Origin of the sequence: Allobosea vaviloviae (assembly GCF_001298265.1) — a bacterium.
Lineage (GTDB): Bacteria > Pseudomonadota > Alphaproteobacteria > Rhizobiales > Beijerinckiaceae > Allobosea > Allobosea vaviloviae_B.
This window is the reverse complement of the sequence record NZ_LGSZ01000032.1, coordinates 103263-125888: the sequence shown is the minus strand read 5'-3', so window position 1 is coordinate 125888 and position 22626 is coordinate 103263. Positions and strand designations below refer to the sequence as shown.

The window sequence follows — 22626 nt, the reverse complement described above, 5'->3', positions numbered from 1 at the left end:
GAGTATGTTCAGGCATGAACAAAAAGCAAGAGCCTTTGCCTCAGACAGACAGGCGCCGCCTGCCCTGGGAGCTGCCGCGTTTCCGCAACTGGATCGCGGTCGCGCGCGTTCATCAGCTCTGGAAGAAGGTGTTCGGCGAGGCGCTGGCGCCGCTGGGCATCCAGCTCGCGCATTACGACGTGCTTGCCAATATCGCGCATCATCCGGGGCTGACCCAGCAGGCGCTGGCCGAGAAGCTGCTGGTCGGGCGCAGCGCCATGAGCATGCTCCTGCCGGAGCTGGAGCGCCGGGGCCTGATCGAACGACGCGGCGACGAGACCGACCGTCGCGTCCGTCGGTTGTGGCTAACGGAGGAAGGCGCTGGCCTCACGGAAACCGCCATGGCCCTCCATGTCGCCAGGCTCGACGCAATGATGACGGTGCTGAGCGATGCCGAATGCGATTCGATCGGCGAGATGATGCGACGGATCGCGGCCTCGCTCGAAGGCCGGACTGAACCTGGCGCCTAGCAGACATAGCAAAAGGGCCGCTCTTGCGAGCGGCCCTCGATGATCTGCCGTGCTCTGGCGCTTACTTCGCCGGGGCGAAGATGCCGATGCTGCTGGCGGTGATGTCGAAGGAGAGCGAGCCGACCACGGTCGGATTGCACCAGTTCGAGGTGAAGCTGCCGGTCGCGTTGCCGCGGTTGATGCCGCGCGGATCCGAGGTCAGCAGGAAGCACTGGGTCTTGGAGAGATTGGTGTCGTGATAGCGGATATCCGCCGTCAGGTTCTTGTAGGTGTAGGACAGGCCGACGTTCCAGTAGTTGTAGTCGGGCAGGCGGATCGCCACCGGGAAGGCGATGTTGGTGTTGGTCGTGCCAAGCCAGTAGCGGCCAAATTCGCCGGAGACCGAGAGGCCTTCGAGGAAGGGAAGGTTGTACTTGGCGGTCGCCGAGGCATAGGTGCCTTCCGCGCCGGTTCCGAGCCAGTTCCAGGCATGGAAGACGTTGGCGCCGACGGTGAGCTTGTCTTCCCAGTTGTAGGAGACCTTGCCGACGATTTCCATGAAGTCGGTGTTGCGCGGCGTCCAGGTCACGCCCAGCGAGTCGATGAAGCGCTTCTCGTCCGGATAGTAGTACTGGATGATGCCGAAGTCGAAGGCGACGGGGCCGAATTTCGGCCGGATGCCGGCGGTGAAGTCGATCTCAGCCGGCGGGCTGGTCGCAAGATCGACATTCGAGCCCCAGACGCCGAAATAGAACAGGTTGTCATAAACCTGAATCTCGACGCCACCCTGGATCGCGGGCTTGCGATCGGTCTGCGAGATGCCGCGGAAATTGTAGTCGGTGACGCCCTTGATGCTGATGGCAGCGTCGATCCAGGTGATGCTCGGCGGGATCGGAGCCACCGGCGCACCCTTGCGGCTCGGCAGATCGGCGGCCTGTGCGGAGCCTGCAAAGGCCGCGAGAGACAGGGTCAGGCCAGCCACCGAAGAACGGATGAAATCGAAAGCCATTTATGTGCTCCGTGCCAAATCGAACGACGCGCCACGACGCGTTTCCGCCACAATCAAGGCGGGTGCTCGCCAATTTCGGCAAGGCAAGGTTTTTGGCAGGATGGGCAGGATTTAAGCAAAAGGCCCCGCAAGCGGGGCCTTTTGCGCCTGATAAATGGACTGAGCCGACAAAGTAGATCGATGTTGTATTTCGATCACGCCAGGGTCGCGCCTGGCGGCCCGGCTCAGCGGATTGCCGGCTGGCTGGCGAACGCCGCCGCAGGCTTGTCGAGATAGGTCGTCCGCAGGCCATCGGCACGGCGGGGCGGCAGCGGAGCGCGAACATTGGTCGGCACTGAGGGCACCACTGACGCGACCGGCGCCGCAGCCTGTTCGGTCGGCTGCGATCCGCCGATGAGCGGCACGAAGCTGAGTGCGCGGCGATAGAATGGCTGGCTCTCCTCGGATGCGGTGCCGAACGAACCGATCTGGCTTTCTGCGGTCACGGGAGCCGGCGCCGCGGCGCCCGGCTGGACCTTGGCGAGCTGGGTGGCTGCCGTAGCAGCGGCGGGCTTGGCCGACTCAGATTTGGCTCCCTCGGATTTGGACGCCTCGGCTCTGATCGAGCCCGTCTTGTTGGGCTCGACCTTTGCGACATCGACCTTTGCGACCTGCGGCTCGGCCACGGCCGAAACGGCGGCGAGCACGGCCTCGTTGTCGGCCGATTGCGCCCGGACCGTCGCCTTGGCCTTGCCCTTGTCGTCGAGCACGACAACCTGCGGGCCTACGGTCAACGCATCGGGACGGCTGATGCCGACATCGCGCGAGGCCCAGGAGACCGAGCGGTTGAGCGAATCGGAGCCGCCGGAGACGAGCGCGGTCTTGAACGAGCTGTGCTGGTCTCCGTCGTCATAAATCAGCTTGATAGCGGGGGTGCCCTTGGCGACCAAAGCCGCGACCTGCATCTCGTCCTGATGGCGCTTCTGCTGCACGGCCTGGACGACCGAGCCGTTGCCATTGCCGTTGAAGACGTAGCGCCCGCCATTGACGCCGACCTGCGGCTCGTCGCCGGTGACCTCGAAATAGTCGGTGCCCTCCTTCAGGTTCTTCCAGAAGGCGATGTTGGAATCGAGCCGGTGCTTGGCGAGGTTTTCCGGCGTCATCCGGAACGGCAGGGCCTGCATCTGCACAGCTTTCTGGCCGGCATTATGGGCTTCGCGGACGAGTGCATAGATCTCGCCGATCTGGTCGTCGGTCATCGAATAGCAGCCGGCCGAGGAGCAGGCGCCATGCACCATCAAAAGCGAACCGGTTCGGCCATGCGAGCGGTCATAGGCGTTCGGATAGCCCATGTTGAACGAGACGTAATAGGACGAGTTCGGGTTCATCTGCCCCGGGCCGATGGCGTAGAAGCCTTCGGGGGCCATGCGGTCGCCTTCGCGAGTCTTCGGGCCGAGCTGCCCGGACCAGCGGCACATGGGATACGTCTTGAGCAGCGCGTACTGGCCGTTGGGCTTGCGCTTCCAGACCTCGAGCTCCGACTCCTTCTTGTAGGAGCGGATCAGCACCGGCTGGTCCTTGCTCATGCCCTTCTCGGCCATAAGCGTATAGGTCGCCGATGGAATCGGGATGTGGTGGCGAGCGGAGCCGCGGTAGCGATCCTCCTCGCAGGCGCCTAAAGTCAATGCAACAAAGGCCACGAGCGCGAGTTGCTTGAATGCCACGTCGTCAAATCCCATCGATCGGCCGGCCAGGAGCGCGACCTGTGACTTCGCAAGACGGCCAAATTGTGCCCGCCGTCCTGTTGTAGAAGCGTTAGCCTTGAAGGTTCCTTACCACAGGAGCCGGGCTCGAAGCCAATGGTCAAAGGCGGGTCAATCGCCGCCTGATCTCCCGCTGTCAGAGATTGCGCCCGATCGCGAGGAATTTCGCTGCACGCTGATCGGCGATCTCGTCGGGCGAAAGCCCGCCCAGATCCGCCAGCGCCGATGCCAGCGCATCGCCTGCACGGCCCATGACCGCCTGCCGGTCGCGATGGGCGCCGCCTGTCGGCTCGGCGACGATCCTGTCAATGACACCGAATTTCAGCAGATCCTGCGCGGTGATCTTCATGCCGGTCGCGGCATCCTGGGCGCGGCCGGTGTCGCGCCAGAGGATCGAGGCGGCGCCTTCCGGCGAGATCACCGAGTAGATCGCGTGTTCGAGCATCATCACCCGGCTCGCGGCTGCGATCGCGATGGCCCCGCCCGAGCCGCCTTCGCCGATCACGAGAGCGACACTGGGCGTGCGCAGGCCGAGAAAGGCCTCGGTCGAGCGCGCGATCGCCTCGGCCTGGCCGCGCTCCTCGGCCTCGATGCCCGGATAGGCGCCGGCGGTGTCGATGAAACTCAGCACCGGCAGCCCGAAGCGATCGGCGAGTTCGATCAGCCGGACCGCCTTGCGGTAGCCCTCGGGCTTGGCCATGCCGAAATTGTGCCGGATACGGGTCTCGGTCGAATCACCCTTCTCCTGGCCGATAACGCAGATGGGCTCGCCGCGGAATCGGCCGAAGCCGCCGACGATGGCCTCGTCCTCGCCGAAGGCGCGGTCCCCGGCCAGCGGCGTGAACTCCTCGATCAGCGCGGCGCAGTAGTCCTTGAAATGCGGCCGCTGCGGATGGCGCGCGACCAGCGTCTTCTGCCAGGGCGTCAGCGCGGCATAGAGATCCTTGAGCGCCTGGCTCGCCTTGGCCTCGAGCCGGTCGATCTCCTCGGTGAGCGCATAGCCCTCGCCCTTGGCCTCGAGGGCCCGCAGCTCGTCGGCCTTCGCCTCCAGTTCGGCGACCGGCTTCTCGAAATCCAGATAGCTTCGCATCGTGATCCAGTTTCAGGTTCGCGCCGGGACGATTCTCGCGCGTAAAGCGTCATGGGGAACCGGGCTTGCGAAAAGCGGCGGACCTTGGCCGCGCTCTTGCGGGCTTGTCAACCCGGCGGCGCCTCGTCACGGGCATGGCCATGGCGCGGTGTCGGTGTCGGCTGGGGCAGCAGGATCGGCCGGAAAGCGAAGCTGCGGCGCGTCGCGCGCAGCGGCACGCGCCGGTAAACCTGCTTGGTCGCATCGATCACATGGACGCCGGCGAAGGGCAGGGACAGTCCGGCGCCGACCCGCTCCCAGGCGGCTGCTGAGCGCATCAGCACGCGCCGACGCAGCGGCGGCACGTAAAGCGCCTCGGCCCAGTTCTCCGGCGAGAAGTCCGCCCTCCGCATCAGCGCCTCGAGCTGCGAGCGGCTGAAGGGGCGGCCCTGGCCGAAGGGCGTGCCGTCCATGCGGGCCCAGAGCCCGCGCCGGTTCGGCACGACGAGAATCATCCGGCCGCCCGGCGAGAGCACGCGCCCAGCCTCCTCGATCAGGTCCTCGGGGCTCTCCGTCTCCTCCAGCGCGTGGACGAGCACGACCCGGTCGATCGAGGCTGTCGGCAGCGGCAGCAGCGTCGGCTCGACCAGCGCCGATGCCGACAGGCCGTCGGAGGGCCAATTCACCACGCCCTGGGCGGCCGGCATGAATGCGATCACCCGCTCCGCATTGACGCCGAGCACGGAGAGATAGGGCGTCGAGTAGCCCAGTCCCAGCACGCGCTGCCTGGCGCAATCGGGCCAGAAGCGCAGCATCGCCGTGCCGATGAAGCGCCGCGCCACATGGCCGAGCGGGCTGGCATAGAAGGCGCGCAGGTCGACGACATCGAGCGACATGAGCCTGAGATGGAACGGCGGCGCGGCCAAAGCAAGAGCGGCCGGCCGATGAGGACAGCGCAGGAGACTGGCTTCCGACCGCTCCATTCGCTATTCGCCAATGGGTCAGCCCGCTTTCCGGAGCCTCCCATGCCGCTCGATCTCCATGTCTTCCGCACGCTCAGCGACAATGCCGGCGCATTGCTGCACGATCCCGCGACGGGAGCCTGCGCGGCGGTGGATGTTCCCGATGCCGGGCAGGTCATGACGGCGGCGACGGCGAAGGGCTGGACGATCAGCGAGATCTTCGTCACCCACGCGCATGCCGATCATACGCAAGGGGTGGCCGAACTGAAGCGGGCGACCGGCGCGACCGTCTGCGGGCCGGCGGACGCCGCTAACTCTGCCCCGCTCGACCGCATCATCGGCGAGGGCGAGGTGGTCTTCCTGGGAGGCGACGGCTTCGAGATCTGGCATACGCCCGGCCATTCCGAGGGTCATCTCAGCTTCGTCTCGCGCAGTGCGAAGCTGGCGCTGGTCGGCGACGTCGTCTTCGTCATGGGCTGCGGGCGGGTCCAGCCCGGTCGGATGGCGGCGATGTGGACCTCGCTGTCGCGGCTGATGCTGCTGCCCGGCGACATTCGCCTGCTCGGCGGCCATGACTATACTCTCTCCAACGCCCGCTTCGCCGCCGCGATGGAGCCCGCCAATGCGGCGCTGACGGCAAGGCTGGCGCAGGCCGAGGCCGCCAAGGCGTCAGGACGTTTCTGGGCATTGACCACGGTGGCGGAGGAGGCCGCGACCAATCCGTTCTTCCGGGCCGGCGAAGGTGCGCTGGGCGCGGCGGTTGGTCTCGTCGGGGCGCCGGCCGGCGATGTGTTTGCGGCGCTGCGCGAAGCCAAGAACCGGTTCTGAGGGGAGGCCGCGATGAAGCTGGACGGCCTGACCGCTGCCGAGGTGATCGCGCTGCTCGACCTCAAACCCCATCCCGAGGGCGGGCATTACCGCGAGACCTTTCGCGATCCGCGCGAAGCGGATGGGCGCAGCGTCTCCACGGCGATCTACTATCTGCTCGACACCGGCGAGACCTCCGAGTGGCACCGCGTCGATGCCGCCGAGATCTGGCATCATTATGCCGGCGCGCCGATGGTGATCAGCGTCTCGCCCAATGGGCATGACGCCTCGGCCCATCATCTCGGTACCGACCTCGCGGCGGGACAGCGGCCGCAATTCGTCGTGCCGGCGGGCTGGTGGCAGAGCGCAACCTCGCTCGGAGCCTGGACGCTGGTCGGCTGCACAGTGGCGCCGGGCTTCATCTTTTCTGCCTTCGAGATCGCGCCGCCCGGCTGGCGGCCGACGCCGCGCAAGCCCGGAGGGGCTGCGTGATGGCGGCTGAAGGGGATATTGGCCTCGTGCTCGATTGCGAGCGTCGCATCGTCAATGCCTGGCCGTCGCCGGCGACGCTGCTGATCGGCGACTGGGTGGTGCGCTTTGCGGGCGGCTATTCGGGCCGGGCCAATTCGGCCTCGCCGCTGAAACCGGGCGCCGAGCTCGACGAGGCGACGCTCTTGCTGATCGAGGAACTCTACCGCTCCGACGGGCTGCCGCCCTGCATCCGGCTGACGCCGCTTGTCGGCGAGGCGACGCTGGCGATGGTGAAGGCGCGCGGCTATGCCGTGCGCGACGTCTCCTTCGGGCTGATCCGCTCGCTCGCCGACATCGAACCCTCGATCGAGCCTGACCTCCAGATCGAGGCGCGTCCGAGCCCCGATTGGATCGCAGGCGTCGCGGCGCGACAGAGCGGCATCAAGGCCGATGCGGGAAAGCTCGCGGCGATTGTCGATGCGGTGCGGCTGCCGGCGGCCTTCGCGACCTGGCTGGTCGCGGGAGAGCCGGTCGCCTTCGGCATGAGCGTCGCCGAGCGCGGCATGGCCGAGATCGGCAGCGTCGTGGTCGATCCCGCCCATCGCGGCCAGGGCCTCGGCCGGCGTCTAATCGCTGGGCTGATGGGCTGGGCCCGCGCGATGGAGTGCCGGCAGGCCTATCTGCAGGTCGACCAGACCAACGCCGTCGCCAACAGGCTCTACGGCTCGATGGGGTTCCACCAGCTCTACGCCTATGAGACGCGGGTGCTCGACCTGGCGGGGTGAATGGGCGTCATTCTCGGGCTTGACCCGAGAATCTCCGGCCGGTTGAGGCGCCGGAGACATTTGCTCACGAGATGCTCGGGTCTTCGCCCGAGCATGACGCGGATGCCCTCAGCCCAGGCTCGCCCGCTTCATGAAGGCGCCGCCCTTCATGATCAGCGGCATGTGCTTGCCCTGGCGGGTGAGCAGGGAAAGGTCCTTGAGCGGGTCGCCGTCGACGACGATCAGGTCGGCATGGGCACCGGCTGCGATCGTGCCGATCTTGCCCTCGAGTTTCAGCAGCCTAGCGGCGACATGGGTGGCGGAACCGATGACCTCATGGGCCGGCAGCGCCCGACCGCGAATGACGAACTCCTCCGACTGGTATTTGTGCATCTCGCCGAGCAGGTCCGAGCCATAGGCCATGGCGAGGCCGGCCTGCTTCATCACGGCGAGCGAGTTCATGCCGGCCGAGCGCACGACATCGACCTTGGCGACCGAATCCGGCGGGAAGCCGAGCTTGGGGCCGTCCGAGACGAGCTTGTCGTAGGTGACCAGCGTCGGCACCGCGACCGCGCCCTTCGAGGCGGCGAGCTCCGCCGTCTCGGCCTCGATCAGGTTGCAGTGTTCCAGCGAGTGGACGCCGGCCTCGACGCAGCGGCGGATCGCCTCATCGGTATAGACATGGGCGGAGACGTAAGTTCCGGCCATCCGGGCTTCCTCGACGATCGCCTCCAGCTCGCTGACGGAGAAGCCGAGGAAATGGATCGGGTCGGTCGGCGAGGCGCAGCCGCCATTGGCCATGATCTTGATGAAGTCGGCGCCGCCCTTCATTTCCTCGCGGGCGGCGCGACGGACCTGGTCGAGCCCGTCGCAGACGCGCCCGAGCGCGCCGAGCCGGTGGCGGATGACCGGCGTCGTCGCATCGTCGTAGCGGCCGCGGAAATCGGCATGGCCGCCGGTCTGGCTCAGCGCCTTGCCGGAGATGACCAGGCGCGGCGTCGGGAAATGGCCTTCCTCCGTCGCCTGCTTCAGGCCGAAATCGGCGCCGCCGACATCGCGCACCGTGGTGAAGCCTCGCATCAGCATATCCCGCATGATCACGAAGGAGCGGGCGGTGACGAGCGAATCCGGCAGCTGCGCGTTCCGGCCGAGATCGGCGACGCCGGCGACGACATGGACATGGGCGTCGATCAGGCCGGGCATCAGGGCCTTGCCCTTGAGGTCGATGATTTTGGCCTTGGCCGAGGTCACTGACTTGCCGACCTCGCGGATCGTGCCGCCCTCGACGAGGACGCTGACGGGAGCGCCGGCTTCGGGGGCGGTGCCGTCGACGATGCGGGCATTGGTGAAGAGCGTGCTGGCCATGATTGCGTCTCGACGAGGGGAAGGATCAGGAAGGGGCCTTAGCGGGTGAGCAGCGCCGTGCCGTAGAGGCCGATGGCGAAGACGATGTGGCCAATGATGTTCATCAGCCGGATGCGATTGGCGTTGGGACGCTTGGAGGCCGCGATACCGGCGCCCATGCCCGGCGCCAGGATGAACCAGCCGCAGCCGACCGTGACGAGGCCGACGATCAGCGCCGGCAGGAAGGTGGGCGCATGAGCCCAACCGAGGCCCCAGATCGCCAGCAGGACGGCGGCGAAGAGAATGCCGACGGCGTAGTGGAAGATCCAGCCGATGGCGAGTTCGTTTGCGACCGGCTCCGCCTTGGCGATGTCCTCATGGACCACCCGCCCGCGCGTGAGATGAACGAGCCAGCGGCCGGGCATCGCCCAGTTCGTCGGCGGCCAGCCGATGGTGCGCTTCAAGAGCTGCCCCCAGAGATCAAGCAGCACGGTCGCGCCGACGCCGATCAGCACCGCGCGAACGATGAAATCCGTCATGTCATCCCCCGGAGCGCAGCGCTCCGTTCCCGTTCCCGCGCCGTTTTGCGGCGTCATTCTGCATCGACTGCCATGGAGGAGTGATCCGCGCAGCGGGTCAACCGGCGCGGGCTTCGAAAACACCGCGACCGACGCAGGCGCGCCATGCGCCAGACGCCGCCGCGGGCCGGAAAGGCGCGCGTGGGAACCTCAGCAGGCATCCGGGGTTGCCCCATCGCGTAGAGGCTTGGGGAGAGACGACATGGGCACTGCTGCGACCGGGACGACACGCAGCCGCGAGGCTTCGCCGCGAGGGCCGCATGGTGCGGGCGAGCTGCCTTCGGTCAGTGTGACCAGCTACAATCTCGAAATCCGCGATCAGGAGGGCTTCGTCGGCGACAAGGCGAGCCGCAGCGCCTTCGTCGAGCATCTCGACGCGCTGCGCCTGCATCTGCGCGAGCAGGGCGGCGATCCTCTGAAGGGCGAGACGGCCGATGTCAGCAAGCGGGAACTGGATACCCTGCTGAAGGATGGCAGCCCTCATGAGGCGGCGCTGGTGCTGAGCGCGATCGAGCGTTTCGCGCAGTCGCTCGCTTTCGTCGTGCGCCGCTTCGTCCGGCTCAAGAGCTGGGCGCCGGTGGAGCGCATCGTCGTCGGCGGCGGGTTCAGCGACAGCCGCGTCGGCCAGCTCGCGATCGGCCGCGCCGGCATCATCCTCAGCACCGACGGCCACAAGATCGACCTCGTGCCGGTGAGCCACCATCCCGACGAGGCCGGTCTGGTCGGGAGTGCCCATCTCGCGCCGAAATGGATCTTCGAGGCGTATGACAGCCTGGTTGCCGTCGATATCGGCGGCTCGAACATTCGGGCCGGAATCGTCGATCTGCGCCAGGACAAGGCGCCGGATCTCAGCAAGGCGCGGGTGTCATCGTCAGAGCTCTGGCGGCATGCCGATGACCAACCGAGCCGCGACGAGGCGATCGCGCGGCTCGGCGAGATGCTGAAAGCCCAGCTCAAGCAGGCGAAGAAGGATGGCCTGCGGGTCGCGCCCTTCATCGGCGTCGGCTGTCCCGGCCTGATCGAGCCGGACGGCGCGATCGACCGTGGCGCGCAGAACCTGCCCGGCAACTGGGAAAGCAGCCGCTTCAACCTGGTCGACAGCATTCGCGAACTGGTTCCCGACATCGGCGACCACGAGACGCAGGTGGCGATGCACAACGACGCGGTCATCCAGGGCCTGAGCGAGATGCCGGCCATGCAGGACGTCGAGAACTGGGCCGTGCTGACCATCGGCACCGGGCTGGGCAATGCGAGCTATCGCAACTGGACCAAGGCCAAAAGCCAGGATGCGGACAAAGGCAAGGGTGCCGATAAGGGCAAGGATGACGATAAGGCCAAGGATGCGGAGAAGGCGAAGTCGAGGTCCAGGGACTGAGGGCGGAGCGTCCGCCGGCATGGCTATGTTCGGCGGCGCCATGATGATGTCCGCTTTGGGAGGGATGAGGAGCGAAGCTGCCATGACCGCTCCGGCCGAGCGGCTATCGTCCTCGACTGTTCAGACAGGTCCCGCCCTTGCGCCTCGCCCTGCATATCCGATCCCGTGCCTGTCTGGAGCGATGCGCTTGCCTTGAGACGGAAGCTGTGGCGAGGGTCGAACCAGCATCGAATCACCAGTCCGAGCGAGGCCTCACCGGTATGGCTGCGCGCATGGGGCAAGCGCCCACACCCAGGCCCCGCCTCGTGCAGGGGCTTGTCTTCGCGATGGCGATGCTTTTCGCGATCCTCGCCGGCATGGGACATGGCTTTGCCCAGCCCGCGGCCTCCGACGCAGTCGCGGTATCGCCGCGCGCGCGGCTCGATGCGATCCGCCTCGAACTGACCCAGATCGAAACGACCCTGGCGGCACCGACCGCCACGGAAGCGGAACTGCAACGGCAGCGTGCCCGCCTGCAACCCTCGCTCATCCAGCTGCGCGATCTCATCGAGCAGCAGGCGCCGCGCGTCGACCAGGCCCGGGTGCGCCTCGACCAGATCGGTCCGAAACCCGACGCCGCCGCTCCGCCCGAAAGCGCGGAGGTGGCGCGCGAACGCGAGAGCCGTCTCAAGGCCTTCACCGACGCGGACGAGACGATGAAGATCGCCCGCGCCGCCTTCCTGCAGGCTGAGCAGCTTCAGACGGCGATCGGCGACCGCCGCCGCGATCTCTTCGCCAAGGTTCTCTTTGCCGCGGGGCCGACGGTGTTCAGCCCGGACATGTGGAGCAGCGCGATCTCGACCGTGCCCGAGGATCTGCGCGCCTCGGGCTACATCTTCGGCGGCTGGCTTTCGGGCGTGGGCGAGGCGCTGTCGGGCGTGCGCGGCGGCCTGGTGGCACTCGCCTTCTTCGGCGCGGGGCTGCTCTACCTGGCGAGGCGGCGCTATCTGCCGCGCTTCAAGGCGCGCTTCGGCAATACGCAGGACGCCGGCAGCCTGCACTGCCTCTATGTCGCGCTCGCCCATGTCGTCGCTGGTGCCGCGCCCCCGGCATTGGCGAGCTGGCTGATCTATGCAGCCCTCAATACGGCCGGTCTGCTGCCGCTGCGAATCCAGCCGGTGGTGGCGGCCGCCGTCGCAGGACTTGCCGTCGTCGCCTTCGTGCAGGCGCTGCTGGACGCGCTGTTCGCGCCGGGCCAGCCGCAGCGGCGGCTGGTCAGCGTGATGGATTCGACCGCGCGCATCGTGGTCTGGATGGGCACCTCGCTGGCGCTGGTCCTGTCCGTCAGCAAGGTTCTGGAAGCGTGGCTGACGGCGATCGCGGCCGGGTTGGCCGTCTCGATCATCCTGCGCAGCATCCTCATCATCATCTTCGCGCTGACGCTGGTGATGGGGCTCTATCGCCTGCGCGACAATGAGGAGGTCGAGGAAGAGGCGTGCCTTGGACCCTATGTCGCGGTCGATGGCGCGAGCCTGGGCCCGATCCGCATCCTCGGCTGGATCGTCGGCCTCGTCATTTCGCTGTCGGTCCTCAGCGGCTACGTCATCTTCGCCTCCTTCCTGACCGAGCAGGTGCTCTGGATCGGCATGCTGGCCTGCGTCTTCGTGCTGGCCTATCAGCTCGTGGATCTCGGCATTCCCCAGACATTGACGGGAAAGGGCCGGCTCGCGCTGACGCTGAAGGCGGGCCTGGGCATCCGAACCGGGACACTGGACAAGATCGCGGTCATCGCGGCCGGCGTGCTCAAGCTTGTCCTGATCGTCATCACCTTCCTGCTGGTGCTGGCGCCATGGGGGCTGGAATCGGCGGATTTCCTGACATCGCTGCGGGCAGCCTTCTTCGGCTTCCAGGTCGGCGGGGTGACGATCTCGCTGTCCTCGATCATCATCGCCGGCTTGCTGTTCGCTGCCGGCCTCACCGCCACCCGTTCGATGCAGGGCTGGCTCGAAGGCAAGTTCCTGCCGACGACGCAGCTCGACACGGGCCTGCGCAACTCGATCACCACGGCTGCGGGCTATGTCGGCTACGTCGCGGCGGTCGCGCTTGCGGTATCGGCGCTGGGCCTCAGCCTGGAGCGGCTGACGCTGGTGGCGAGCGCGCTCTCGGTCGGCATCGGCTTCGGCCTGCAATCGGTGGTGTCGAACTTCGTCTCGGGGCTGATCCTGCTCTGGGAGCGGCCGATCCGCGTCGGCGATCAGGTCGTGGTCGGCGACGCCGAGGGCATCGTCAAGAAGATTAATGTTCGTTCGACCGAGATCGCGACCTTCGACCGTTCCTCGGTGATCGTGCCGAACTCCAACCTCATCTCGGGCGTGGTGCGCAATCGCGTCCGCAACGACCGCACGGGGCGCATCCTGATCTCGCTCTCGGTGCCGCGGACGCTCGATGCCGGCGCCGTGCGAAGCATGCTTGGCGAGGCTGCGTCCGCCCATGGCGATGTGATGCAGAAGCCGCCGCCGGTGATCCTCTTCAAGAAGATCGGCACGGCAACGATGGATTTCGACCTGGTCTGCATCGTCGCCGATGTCGACATCGTCGGGCGCGTCACCAGCGACCTGAATTTCGCGATCCACAAGCGCCTGACCGAGATGGAGCCGGCGGCCGGTACGCCGGAGCTCCTGGTGAAGGGGCTCGAAGGCGTCGAGCAGTCGCTGGGAGACATCGCGGCCGCCGTCGTCCGTGAGAGCCGGGTCACCAAGCCTGCAAAGCCCGCCGCGGCTGCTCCCGCCAGGCGCAGGGCGGCGCCGGCTGTTGCCGGCGAGGATGACGAAACCGAGGCCAATACGGCCATGCCGCCAGCTCTCGCACCGCCGGAGCCGGCCAAGGACGACAGCAAGGAATGATGCGATGTTCAGCCTCCGAAGCGGCGTGGCGAAAGCCCGGCCGATGACCTGTCCCGTCCTCGTCGCGGGCGCGCTCGCCCTGCTGGGCGTCGCCGGCTGCACCGAGCCGGCGCGTCAAAGCCAGCCGGCCTTCTACCGCGATCTCGGCTCGGCCTCGGCGCACGTGGACGAGAACGAGGCACGCGCGATCATCTCGGCCTACAGGCTGAACGCCGGACTGAACGCTCTGGCGCTCGATCCCGATCTGGTCGCGGCTGCGCAGCAGGAGGCGAGCGCGATGGCCGCCGCCGACAAGCCGGCGCAGGCCGAGGCCGTCAAGGCGCGGCTGGCGCGCGATGGGCAGCCCGGTGCGGAGGTCAATCTCTCGGCGGGGTATCGGCGGCTGGCGGAGGCTTTTTCGGGCTGGCGGGATTCGCCGCAGCACGACCGCGTCATGAAGGCCCCGGGCGTCAGGCGCATGGGCATCGCCACCGCCTATGCGCCGGGCTCTAAATACCAGGTCTACTGGGCACTGATCATGGCGCCGTAGCAGCGGCTCCGTATCGCCTTTGCCGTCCTTGCCGGACGCCAAGCGGAGGGCGTCGAACCAAGCGTCATGCTTGAGGGCTTGTTCGTGGCTCGCGCTGCGCTAAAGGTCTGACGATGTCCCTGCTTGCGATCTATACGCGCGTCCTCGGCGAACTCGGCCCCGAAAAGCGCCTCGGGCTGATCCTGGCGTTTGCTAATGTGCTGCTGGCGGCGGCGGCCTTCGCAGAGCCGATGCTGTTTGGCGCGCTGATCGACAAACTGTCCAGCGTGCAGGGCACCGGGCAGAAGCTCGCCTGGGCCGACATCAATCCGCTGATCCTCGCCTGGGTCGGCTTCGGCCTGTTCACCATCGGAGCCTCGGTCTTCGTCTCCTTGCATTCCGACAGGCTGGCGCATCGACGCCGCCTCGCCGTGATGGCGAATTATTTCGAGCATGCGCTGACCCTGCCACTCGCCTACCACACGCAGACCCATTCCGGCCGCGTGCTCAAGGTGATGCTCGACGGCACCAGCGGCATGTGGGCGCTGTGGCTGTCGTTCTTCCGCGAGCATTGCGCCAGCCTCGTCGCGCTTTTCATTCTCCTGCCCTTCACGCTCTGGAAGAACTGGCAGCTCGGGCTGCTGCTGATTTCGCTGGTGGTCCTGTTCGGCCTGCTGACGGCCTATGTGCTGCGCAAGACCGACAAGCTGCAAAGCAATGTCGAGGGTTATCACTCGAATCTCGCCGAGCGGGCTTCTGACGCGCTCGGCAATGTGCCGGTGATCCAGAGCTTTACCCGGATCGAGGCCGAGGTGCGTGGTTTGCGATCGACCATCGCGAGCCTGCTCGAGGCGCAGCTTCCGGTCCTGTCCTGGTGGGCGATCGCCACCGTGGCGACGCGGGCCTCGGCGACGCTGACGGTGCTGGCGATTTTCGTCGTCGGCGCCTGGCTCCTGATGCAGGGCCTGACCACGGTCGGCGAGATCGTCACCTTCATGGGCTTCGCCACCATGCTGGTCGGGCGGCTGGAGCAGATCGTCGCCTTCGTGAACTTCATCTTCATGCAGGCGCCGAAGATGCGCGAATTCTTCGAGGTCCTGGACACGCTGCCCGCCGTGCGCGACCTGCCCAGCGCGCGCGATGCCGGGCGGCTCTCTGGTGCGGTCGCCTTCGAGGACGTTTCCTTCTCCTATGACGGCAAGCGCACCGCGGTGCGCGACGTCTCCTTCTCGGTTTCTCCTGGCGAGACGATCGCGATCGTCGGCTCGACCGGCTCTGGCAAGTCGACGACGCTCGGCCTGCTGCATCGCGCCTTCGATCCGCAATCGGGACGCATCACGGTGGATGGGCAGGACATCCGCGAGATCTCGCTGTTGTCGCTGCGTCGGAACATCGGCGTCGTCTTCCAGGAGCCGATGCTGTTTGCGCGCTCGATCCGCGAGAACCTCACCGTCGGCAAACCGGATGCGACGGAAGAGGAGATGATGGAGGCGCTCGACCGGGCGCAGGCGACCGAGGTGATGGCGCGCCAGACCGACGGGCTCGACACGCTGGTCGGCGAACGCGGCCGTACGCTTTCGGGCGGCGAGCGCCAGCGCCTCTCGATCGCCCGCGCGCTTCTCAAGAACCCGCCGATCCTGATCCTCGACGAGGCGACGTCGGCACTGGACGCCTCGACCGAGGTCAAGCTGCAGAAGGCGCTGGAGGAGGTCATGAAGGGGCGCACCACCTTCGTCATCGCTCACCGCCTGGCCACCATCCGCAATGCCGACCGCATCCTCGTCTTCGAACAGGGCGAGGTCGCCGAGATGGGCACCTTCGAGGAGCTCGTCGCCAAGGGCGGTCGCTTTGAAGCCCTGGCGCGGGCGCAGTACCTCGTCACCGACAAGCCCGCCGCGCTGGCCGAGGCGGCTGCGAGCCCGCTCGCCAGGACGATCGCGATCGACTGAGGCTGCTTCGCCCCGTTCGTTCTTGCGTCGCGCGTTTCGGCGTCGCATCGTTCTTGCTTCCATCGTTCTTGCATCGCATGCGCCGCAAGGCTGTTTCGCCCGATCGGATGGCTGCGCTCGTCTCACGGAAGGAAACCGAACCATGCGGTCGTTCATCGCAGGCCTGCTGCTCTCCGCCGTTTCGCTGACGCTGGCTGCGCCCGCGGGAGCCCAGACCGTCTGGGAGATGCCGACCGAATATCCGGCCACGGCCATTCCAGGCGAGGGCGTGGCGACCTTCGCGGCCATCGTGAACGAAAAAGCCGGCGGACGGCTGACGATCAAGCCGAGTTTTGACGCGGCGCGCGGCATCAAGTCGGCGGCGATGATCGGCGCGGTGCAGAAAGGCGAGGTCGCGGCGGGCGATGCCTTCGCGGGCGCGCTCGGCGCGGTCGATCCGCTGTTCGGGCTGTCCTCGCTGCCCTTCCTGGCGACCTCGATCGCGGATGCGCGCAGGCTCACCGATCTGGCCCGCCCGGCCTATGACAAAAAGCTCGCCTCGTTTGGACAGAAGATCCTCTACACCACGCCCTGGCCGGCGTCGGGGATCTGGTCGAAGGACGCGCTGACCGCGCCGACGGCACTGTCGGGCCTGTCGATCCGCACCTATGACGCGACCTCGACGGCCGTGATGAACGCGGCCGGGGCGAAAGCTGCCAATCTCTCCTTCGCTGACGCCATGCCGAAGGTGAAGGACGGCAGCGTGACCGCCGTGCTGTCATCGGGCGATGGCGGGGCCGGGCGCAATCTCTGGGATTTCCTGCCGAACTTCGCCGAAGTGAATTATGCGCTGCCGATCTCGATCGCGACGGTCAACCTCGCGGCCTATGAGGCCCTGCCTCCCGATCTGCGCAAGGTCGTGGACGATGCGGCCGCCGCCACCGAACAGCGGCAATGGACCGCGATCGTGACCCGGCTCGACGAGAACTACGCCCGCATGCGCGCCAACAAGGTCGCGATCCTGACGGATGTGCCCGCCGGCGTATCGCAGGCGCTGGCCGCGGCCGGCAAAAGCGTGGTCGACGAGTGGCGGGCCAAGGCCGGGGCCGAGGGTGCCGCCGTGCTGGACGCCTATCGCAAGCCTTGATCCGTGAGCGCATATCGCCTTGGTTCGAACCATGCGTCATCCTGGACAAGCCGCGCAGCGGCGCAGCTCCGGGATCCATCATAGGGCGCCGACGCGCTCTATGATGGATCCCGGGACGGCCTGCGGCCGCCCAGGATGACGGTTGAGTTTCCGAGCGAGGACAGGATGCGCTAGGCTGCCGCGTCGGCCCGTTTCCGCGCGCCGTTCTCGAGCCCCCTGTCAGGATGAACGATTGAGCGCCATGATCCTCCGCCTTGCCTGTGCCTGGGCGACCGTCGCCGCATTCCTGCTGTTCGGAACGAGCCTGCTCGGCCAGCTCGGCGCGCCGCTGATCTCGGCTGCGATCTTCGTCTGGCTGCTGGGGGTGATCATCTGGGCGGCGTTCGGCGTGGTCCATGAGGCGGAAATCCTGGCCGAGCGGCTCGGCGAGCCCTATGGCACGCTGATCCTGACGCTCTCCATCGTCATCATCGAGGTGGCGCTGATCTCGGCCGTCATGCTCGGCGCTAAGGGCGCGCCGACGCTCGGCCGTGACACGATGTTCGCGGTGCTGATGATCGTGCTCAACGGTGTCGTCGGCATCGGCCTCATCGTTGGCGGGCGGCAGCACTTCGCCCAGAGCTATAATCTCAAGGGCGCCTCGTCCTATCTCGCCGTGATCATTCCGCTGACGGTGATCCCGCTGGTGCTGCCGAACTTCACGACCTCGACCGGCGCAGGCACGCTGACGACGCTGCAATCGGTCTCGTTCTCGGTGTTCACCATCGCGCTCTACGGCGCCTTCCTGGTGCTCCAGACCGGCCGGCACCGGTCGTTCTTCCAGGAGCCGACCCGCGAGCAGGCGCCGCTGCCGCGGACCCCGGCCCGGACCGAGAAGGCGGTCGATCTCGGCCCCCTCGAAGGCGAAGGCCACGCCGGCGGCGCGATCTGGACGCATGTCGCCCTCCTGCTCGCCAACATCCTGCCGATTGTCATCCTCTCGAAGAGCCTGGCGACCGTGCTCGATTTCGGCATCATCCAGCTCGGCGCCCCGGTCGCGCTTGGCGGCATCCTGATCGCGATGGTGGTGTTCACGCCGGAATGCATCGCGGCGCTGCGGGCGATCAGCGCCAACCAGCTCCAGCGCGCGATCAATCTCTGCCTGGGGGCCGCCGCCTCGACGCTGGGGCTGACCGTGCCGGCGGTGCTGGCGATCGGCCTGTTCACTGGCCAGGAGGTCGTGCTCGGGCTCTCGGGCGTCAACATGGTCATCCTGGCGATGACGCTGCTGCTCTCGACGCTGACCTTCACCGGCACGCGCACGACGATGCTGGAGGGCGCCGTGCATCTGAGCGTGTTCTTCGTGTTCGTTGTGCTGGTGTTTAGTCCGTAGCCTGGACGGGAGAGATCTAGTTCCTACCTATTGCCCACATGTCCGCAGCGTCCGAGACTGAGGACATGAACTATCCGAACGGACAGAAGGTGTTGATTGGGGACGAGGTTGCGCTGGCCGGCTCAAATGGTCTGGTGGTGGCCGCGATTGAGGAGGCTGCCTACTCGCATCGATCGAGTTCCGAGACTTCGGTTTGATCCACTACGCCGAGGCCGAGGTTGATTTAATCTTGCTGAAGCGAGCACCCAGCATCTAGGCCCGTCGCTACCATCCGATGAGTGACCATCGTGTTCACCGCCTCATCAACGGCGTCGTGCGAAAAACCGTGTCTCGGGGCCGATGTTTCCAGTTCGCGGTGAAAAGCCTTGGAGAAGTGTGACCAACGCCTGCCAGGCTTCGCCTTTGCGTACGGCACCGTGTTTCTTGACGGCCTGCGCGACGTTGAGAGCGGCCGTTTTTCGCGCTAAGTCACCAACCGTAACGATATCCTCCCATATCCATCGGCCGTACCGGGAGACCATTTTGCTGATCAGCCAACCGAGAAGACAGACAGCGAAAAAGCTGGCGAAGCCGTAACCCACGAATTGGATCAGGCACCAAGCCATGGTCGCAAAGCCGAGGACATAGACGAAGAAGCCACGGAGCACAGGTTGAGGAATGCTCAGGCCTGTCTCGCTGGCAAGATAGGTCCGCCACTCTCGGTGATCGTGCCCCTTGATGAAGCTGACGAGGCGGGTATCGGGTCGAACATCGAGGTCGGGACATCGCGCCAGCAGCGCTCGACGAATAGGTCTGAAGGTAGCTGCGGTGAGGCACGGCAGATGATCGCTGCGGTCTACGGTCGGCAGTTTCGCGCAGACGAGCGCAAACAAGCCTCCGACTGTCTCGCAGGTTTCCGCCTCTAAATCGCTGATCGTGACGCCGAACACCTGCTCAACGGCTTCCACGATGGGAACAGCATCCTCATCGTCGATGTCGAGTGCTCCAAGGAGTGCGACAGTCTCTTGCATGCTCGGAGCTTAACCCACAGAGTTGGACGGCTCAACGCGATCAGCAGCCTGTTGGATATCAGCGTTAAGCTTCGCGTCTCATGCGAAGTGGCTGCTCACGACCGCCCGAGCGTCCCTTGGCCCGAGAACGCCAAACGTCAGCGGGCCTGCCCGTTGGTCGCCAATTCGGCCTCGACAAACGCCGTGACCTCCTCGGCCGCCACACCATGCGCGATGAAGCTCTGGCCGATGCCCCGCGCCAGGATGAAGGTCAGCACGCCGCGTCGGACCTTCTTGTCCTGACCCATCGCCGCGACGATCTCCTGCGCCGTCCCGGCCCCGCCTGGCACCTGCTGGAGCGTACTGGGAAGGCCGACGGCGTCGAGATGGCGCGAGACGCGGGTGGCGTCCTGGCCCGAGCAGAGCCCCAGCCGCTGCGAGAAGCGGAAGGCGAGCGCAAGCCCGATCGCCACCGCCTCGCCATGGACGAGCCGGGCCGAGTCGTAGTGCGTCAGCCGCTCCAGTGCATGGGCGAAGGTGTGGCCGAGATTGAGCAAGGCGCGGTCGCCCTCCTCGCGCTCGTCGCGGGCGACGATGGCAGCCTTCGCCTTGCAGGCGACGGCGACCGCATGGTCGCGCTCGGGGCCGCCTGCGATGATGCGGCTCCAGTTGACCTCGCACCAGTCGAAGAAGGCGGGATCGTCGATCAGCCCGTATTTGACCACCTCGGCATAGCCGGCCTTGAACTCGCGCTCGCTCAGCGTGTCCAGCAGCGCGGTGTCGGCGATGACCAGCGCCGGCTGGTGGAAGGCGCCGATCAGGTTCTTGCCATGGCTCGAATTGATGCCGGTCTTGCCGCCAACGGAGGAATCGACCTGCGCCAGCAGCGTCGTCGGAATCTGGATGAAGCGCACGCCACGCCGCAGCACGGCGGCCGCGAAGCCCGTGAGATCGCCGACGACGCCGCCGCCGAGCGCGATGACGATGTCGTCGCGCTCGATCTTCGCCGCAAGCAGCGCGTCGCAGAGCGCGATGAACTGGGCATAGGACTTCGTCGCCTCGCCCGGTGGCACGGTGATGCGGGTGAAGCCGATGCCCTCCTGCTGCAGGCACGCCTCGAAGGCAGGCGCATGCAGGGCCGCGACGCGCTCGTCGGTGACGACGGCGACCTTGGCACCGGGCGCCATCGCCGCGATCAGCCTCGCCGCCTCGCAGAGCTGGTGGCGGCCGATCTGGATGTCGTAGGCGCGGCCCTCCAGCGCGACCGGGACCACGATCCGGGCGCCGGGCGCGGTGTCGGCGGGAATGGTCATGGCGCAGGCTTTCGGTCGCGGTCGGGAGTGTCGCGCAGATGCCGGTCGAGCGCCGCGATCGCAGCGGTGACGACGACTTCATGGGGCTCGTCGCGGGAGACCAGCGTCAGGTCGGACAGGGCGTAGACCGGCTCGCGCTCGGTCAGCATCGCGCGCAGCGTCGCTTCGGGATCGGCGGTTTGCAGCAGGGGCCGGTTCGAGCGCTTGCGGACGCGGCGCATCAGCACGTCGGGCTCGGCCTTGAGCCAGATGGATATGCCGAGATCGGCGATGCGGGCGCGCGTCTCGGCATTCATGTAGGCGCCGCCGCCGGTCGCCAGGACCAAAGGCGCGCGCGTGACCAGGATGCGGCTGATGACGCGGCGCTCGCCATTGCGGAACTCGGTCTCGCCGCGCTGGGCGAAGATCTCGGGGATGGTCATGCCGGCCGCGGTCTCGATCTCGGTGTCGGCATCGACGAAGGGCAGGCCGAGCCGCGCCGCCAGCCTCTTGCCGACCGAGCTCTTGCCGGACCCCATCATGCCCACGAGCACGATGGCGCGGTTCCCGATCGCGGCGCGCAATGCATCGCGATCCACGCGGGTTTCCTCACTGTTCTGCGGGTCGAGTGTTTCGACGATCGTCATTGCGGCGTTGTCCTCGCCGTCGGTCTAGCATGAGCGATTATGCGCCGTCATGCCCCGCACGGGCAGGATTTGGATGGTGTCCATACCGCCGCCCTTGCATCGGAGGGCTGGCATCGGGAATAAGCGATGGGGCTCCCCCTTCGGGGATGCGAAGCGATTCGAGGGCCGCCGCACCGTGCCGACGCTGTTCAGATTCGTCGCGATCCTCGCTCTGCTGGGCGGACTCGTCTTCGGCGGCATGGTTGCGCTGGTCGTCTTCGTCCAGCCGGTGCCGCGCGAGATCGTCGAGACGGTGCCGCCGTCCAAGCTGCAGCCGAAATGAGCCGGATCGCGCGAGCGCGGCTGAACGGCTTCCTCGACATGCTCGCCGCCGAGCGCGGCGCCGCCCGCAACACGCTCGACGCCTATCAGCGCGACATCGACGACTACATCGAATTCCTCGGGGGTCGCGCGCTCGATGCGGTCGCGGCCGACGACATCCGCGCCTGGCTCGCCGACATCTCGGTGCGGGGCTTGAAAGCCTCGTCGGCGGCGCGCCGCCTTTCGGCCGTGCGCCAGTTCCACCGCTTCCTCTACACCGAGGGCTTCTCCTCGGGCGATCCGTCGGCGGCGATCGAGGGGCCGCGCCAGGGCCGCCCGCTGCCGAAGGTGATCTCGGTTGCCGATGTCGACCGGCTGATCGAGACGGCGCGGCAGGCCTGCGAGCGCGATGGGCTGACGCCGGCAGCGCGGCTGCGGGCGTTGCGGATGCGCGCGCTGATCGAGCTGCTCTATGCCACGGGCCTGCGCGTCTCCGAGCTGATCGCGCTGCCGCTGTCGGCCGCGACGACCCGCGAGCGCTTCCTGGTGGTGCGCGGCAAGGGCGACAAGGACCGGCTCGTGCCGCTCAACGAACCGGCGCGCGAGGCCGCCCGCGCCTGGCTCGCAAGCTTGCGCGAGAGCGGTGCGAGTGACAGCCGCTGGCTGTTTCCGGCCGAGGGCGAGAGCGGCCATCTCACCCGCCAGGCCTTCGGCCGCGATCTCAAGATGCTGGCCGGCGCCGCCGGGTTGTCGGCTGCGAGCCTGAGCCCGCATGTGCTGCGCCATGCCTTCGCCAGCCACCTGCTCCAGAACGGCGCCGATCTGCGCGTCGTGCAAGAGCTTCTGGGGCATGCCGACATCGCCACGACTCAGATCTACACCCATGTCCTCGACGACCGCCTGAAAAGCATGGTGCGCGACCTGCATCCGCTGGCGGACGAGGCCTGAAGAG

At 67.0% G+C, this 22626-nt stretch carries 22 protein-coding genes; 13 read left to right on the top strand and 9 right to left on the bottom strand.

All coding sequences use genetic code 11. The features are described from left to right. Positions 1-14 precede the first annotated feature (14 nt). Complete coding sequence (locus tag AE618_RS10495; RefSeq protein ID WP_054209004.1) at positions 15-509, top strand: MarR family winged helix-turn-helix transcriptional regulator; 495 nt, start codon at positions 15-17, stop codon at positions 507-509. A gap of 61 nt (positions 510-570) precedes the next feature. Here the strand turns inward: AE618_RS10495 and AE618_RS10490 are convergent, their stop codons facing one another. From AE618_RS10490 to AE618_RS10475, 4 genes are all read right to left on the bottom strand, one after another. After that, positions 571-1497 (bottom strand): TorF family putative porin, encoded by a 927-nt coding sequence (locus AE618_RS10490; RefSeq protein ID WP_054209003.1) that lies wholly within the window; start codon positions 1495-1497, stop codon positions 571-573. Between the two features lie 224 nt (positions 1498-1721). Beyond that, entirely contained in the window at positions 1722-3200 is a 1479-nt protein-coding gene (locus AE618_RS10485) for a L,D-transpeptidase family protein (protein ID WP_156330206.1), read from the bottom strand. Positions 3201-3375: 175 nt separating this feature from the next. Then, positions 3376-4329: an acetyl-CoA carboxylase carboxyltransferase subunit alpha gene (locus AE618_RS10480; RefSeq protein WP_054209001.1), complete on the bottom strand. Its 954-nt coding sequence runs from the start codon at positions 4327-4329 to the stop codon at positions 3376-3378. Between the two features lie 107 nt (positions 4330-4436). Then, positions 4437-5204 (bottom strand): class I SAM-dependent methyltransferase, encoded by a 768-nt coding sequence (locus AE618_RS10475; protein ID WP_054209075.1) that lies wholly within the window; start codon positions 5202-5204, stop codon positions 4437-4439. Positions 5205-5333: 129 nt separating this feature from the next. Between AE618_RS10475 and gloB the strand changes: the two genes are divergently transcribed. Genes gloB through AE618_RS10460 form a run of 3 tightly spaced genes read left to right on the top strand, consistent with a single transcriptional unit; the run spans position 5334 to position 7333 of the window. Further along, positions 5334-6098, top strand: a complete 765-nt coding sequence (gene gloB / locus AE618_RS10470) for a hydroxyacylglutathione hydrolase (protein ID WP_054209074.1) — start codon at positions 5334-5336, stop codon at positions 6096-6098. A gap of 12 nt (positions 6099-6110) precedes the next feature. Then, positions 6111-6569 carry a cupin domain-containing protein gene (locus tag AE618_RS10465; RefSeq protein WP_054209000.1) on the top strand — a complete coding sequence of 153 codons (459 nt, stop codon included), beginning with the start codon at positions 6111-6113 and terminating at the stop codon, positions 6567-6569. Next, on the top strand, positions 6569-7333 hold the full coding sequence (locus AE618_RS10460) for a GNAT family N-acetyltransferase (protein WP_054208999.1): 765 nt from the start codon (positions 6569-6571) through the stop codon (positions 7331-7333). The genes AE618_RS10465 and AE618_RS10460 overlap by 1 nt, the downstream gene beginning before the upstream one ends. Before the next feature lie 108 nt (positions 7334-7441). Here the strand turns inward: AE618_RS10460 and AE618_RS10455 are convergent, their stop codons facing one another. Further along, a complete protein-coding gene (locus AE618_RS10455; RefSeq protein ID WP_054208998.1) occupies positions 7442-8677 on the bottom strand; it encodes a metal-dependent hydrolase family protein in 1236 nt (411 codons plus the stop codon). 38 nt (positions 8678-8715) lie between these two features. Continuing rightward, the gene (locus tag AE618_RS10450) at positions 8716-9195 is read right to left on the bottom strand and encodes a DUF2938 domain-containing protein (protein ID WP_054208997.1); all 480 of its coding nucleotides are present in this window, start codon (positions 9193-9195) and stop codon (positions 8716-8718) included. Positions 9196-9436: 241 nt separating this feature from the next. Between AE618_RS10450 and AE618_RS10445 the strand changes: the two genes are divergently transcribed. The 7 genes from AE618_RS10445 to AE618_RS29045 all read left to right on the top strand — a co-directional run bounded on the left by AE618_RS10445 (position 9437) and on the right by AE618_RS29045 (position 18643). Further along, entirely contained in the window at positions 9437-10609 is a 1173-nt protein-coding gene (locus AE618_RS10445; RefSeq protein ID WP_054208996.1) for an ROK family protein, read from the top strand. 326 nt (positions 10610-10935) lie between these two features. Then, entirely contained in the window at positions 10936-13491 is a 2556-nt protein-coding gene (locus AE618_RS10440; protein ID WP_197280744.1) for a DUF3772 domain-containing protein, read from the top strand. Positions 13492-13495: 4 nt separating this feature from the next. Beyond that, positions 13496-14020: a CAP domain-containing protein gene (locus tag AE618_RS10435; RefSeq protein ID WP_248310822.1), complete on the top strand. Its 525-nt coding sequence runs from the start codon at positions 13496-13498 to the stop codon at positions 14018-14020. A gap of 113 nt (positions 14021-14133) precedes the next feature. Beyond that, positions 14134-15948: a glucan ABC transporter ATP-binding protein/ permease gene (locus tag AE618_RS10430; RefSeq protein ID WP_054208994.1), complete on the top strand. Its 1815-nt coding sequence runs from the start codon at positions 14134-14136 to the stop codon at positions 15946-15948. A gap of 142 nt (positions 15949-16090) precedes the next feature. Next, the gene (locus AE618_RS10425; RefSeq protein WP_054208993.1) at positions 16091-17074 is read left to right on the top strand and encodes a TRAP transporter substrate-binding protein; all 984 of its coding nucleotides are present in this window, start codon (positions 16091-16093) and stop codon (positions 17072-17074) included. 241 nt (positions 17075-17315) lie between these two features. Beyond that, positions 17316-18446 (top strand): calcium:proton antiporter, encoded by a 1131-nt coding sequence (locus AE618_RS10420; RefSeq protein ID WP_054208992.1) that lies wholly within the window; start codon positions 17316-17318, stop codon positions 18444-18446. Between the two features lie 65 nt (positions 18447-18511). Next, the gene (locus tag AE618_RS29045) at positions 18512-18643 is read left to right on the top strand and encodes a hypothetical protein (RefSeq protein WP_282568504.1); all 132 of its coding nucleotides are present in this window, start codon (positions 18512-18514) and stop codon (positions 18641-18643) included. A gap of 105 nt (positions 18644-18748) precedes the next feature. On the opposite strand, the gene AE618_RS10415 is transcribed toward AE618_RS29045, so the two are convergent. The 3 genes from AE618_RS10415 to AE618_RS10405 all read right to left on the bottom strand — a co-directional run bounded on the left by AE618_RS10415 (position 18749) and on the right by AE618_RS10405 (position 21374). Beyond that, a complete protein-coding gene (locus tag AE618_RS10415; RefSeq protein WP_054208991.1) occupies positions 18749-19456 on the bottom strand; it encodes an acyl carrier protein in 708 nt (235 codons plus the stop codon). A 137-nt stretch (positions 19457-19593) separates the two neighbouring features. Further along, positions 19594-20748 carry a 3-dehydroquinate synthase gene (aroB, locus tag AE618_RS10410; RefSeq protein WP_054208990.1) on the bottom strand — a complete coding sequence of 385 codons (1155 nt, stop codon included), beginning with the start codon at positions 20746-20748 and terminating at the stop codon, positions 19594-19596. Further along, positions 20745-21374: a shikimate kinase gene (locus AE618_RS10405; protein WP_054208989.1), complete on the bottom strand. Its 630-nt coding sequence runs from the start codon at positions 21372-21374 to the stop codon at positions 20745-20747. Before AE618_RS10405 ends, aroB begins: the two co-directional genes overlap by 4 nt. A 175-nt stretch (positions 21375-21549) precedes the next feature. Here AE618_RS10405 and AE618_RS10400 point away from each other — a divergent pair, with 175 nt between their 5' ends. Then, complete coding sequence (locus AE618_RS10400) at positions 21550-21696, top strand: hypothetical protein (RefSeq protein ID WP_054208988.1); 147 nt, start codon at positions 21550-21552, stop codon at positions 21694-21696. Beyond that, positions 21693-22622 carry a site-specific tyrosine recombinase XerD gene (locus AE618_RS10395; RefSeq protein ID WP_054208987.1) on the top strand — a complete coding sequence of 310 codons (930 nt, stop codon included), beginning with the start codon at positions 21693-21695 and terminating at the stop codon, positions 22620-22622. The genes AE618_RS10400 and AE618_RS10395 overlap by 4 nt, the downstream gene beginning before the upstream one ends. The last annotated feature ends 4 nt before the right edge of the window (positions 22623-22626 follow it).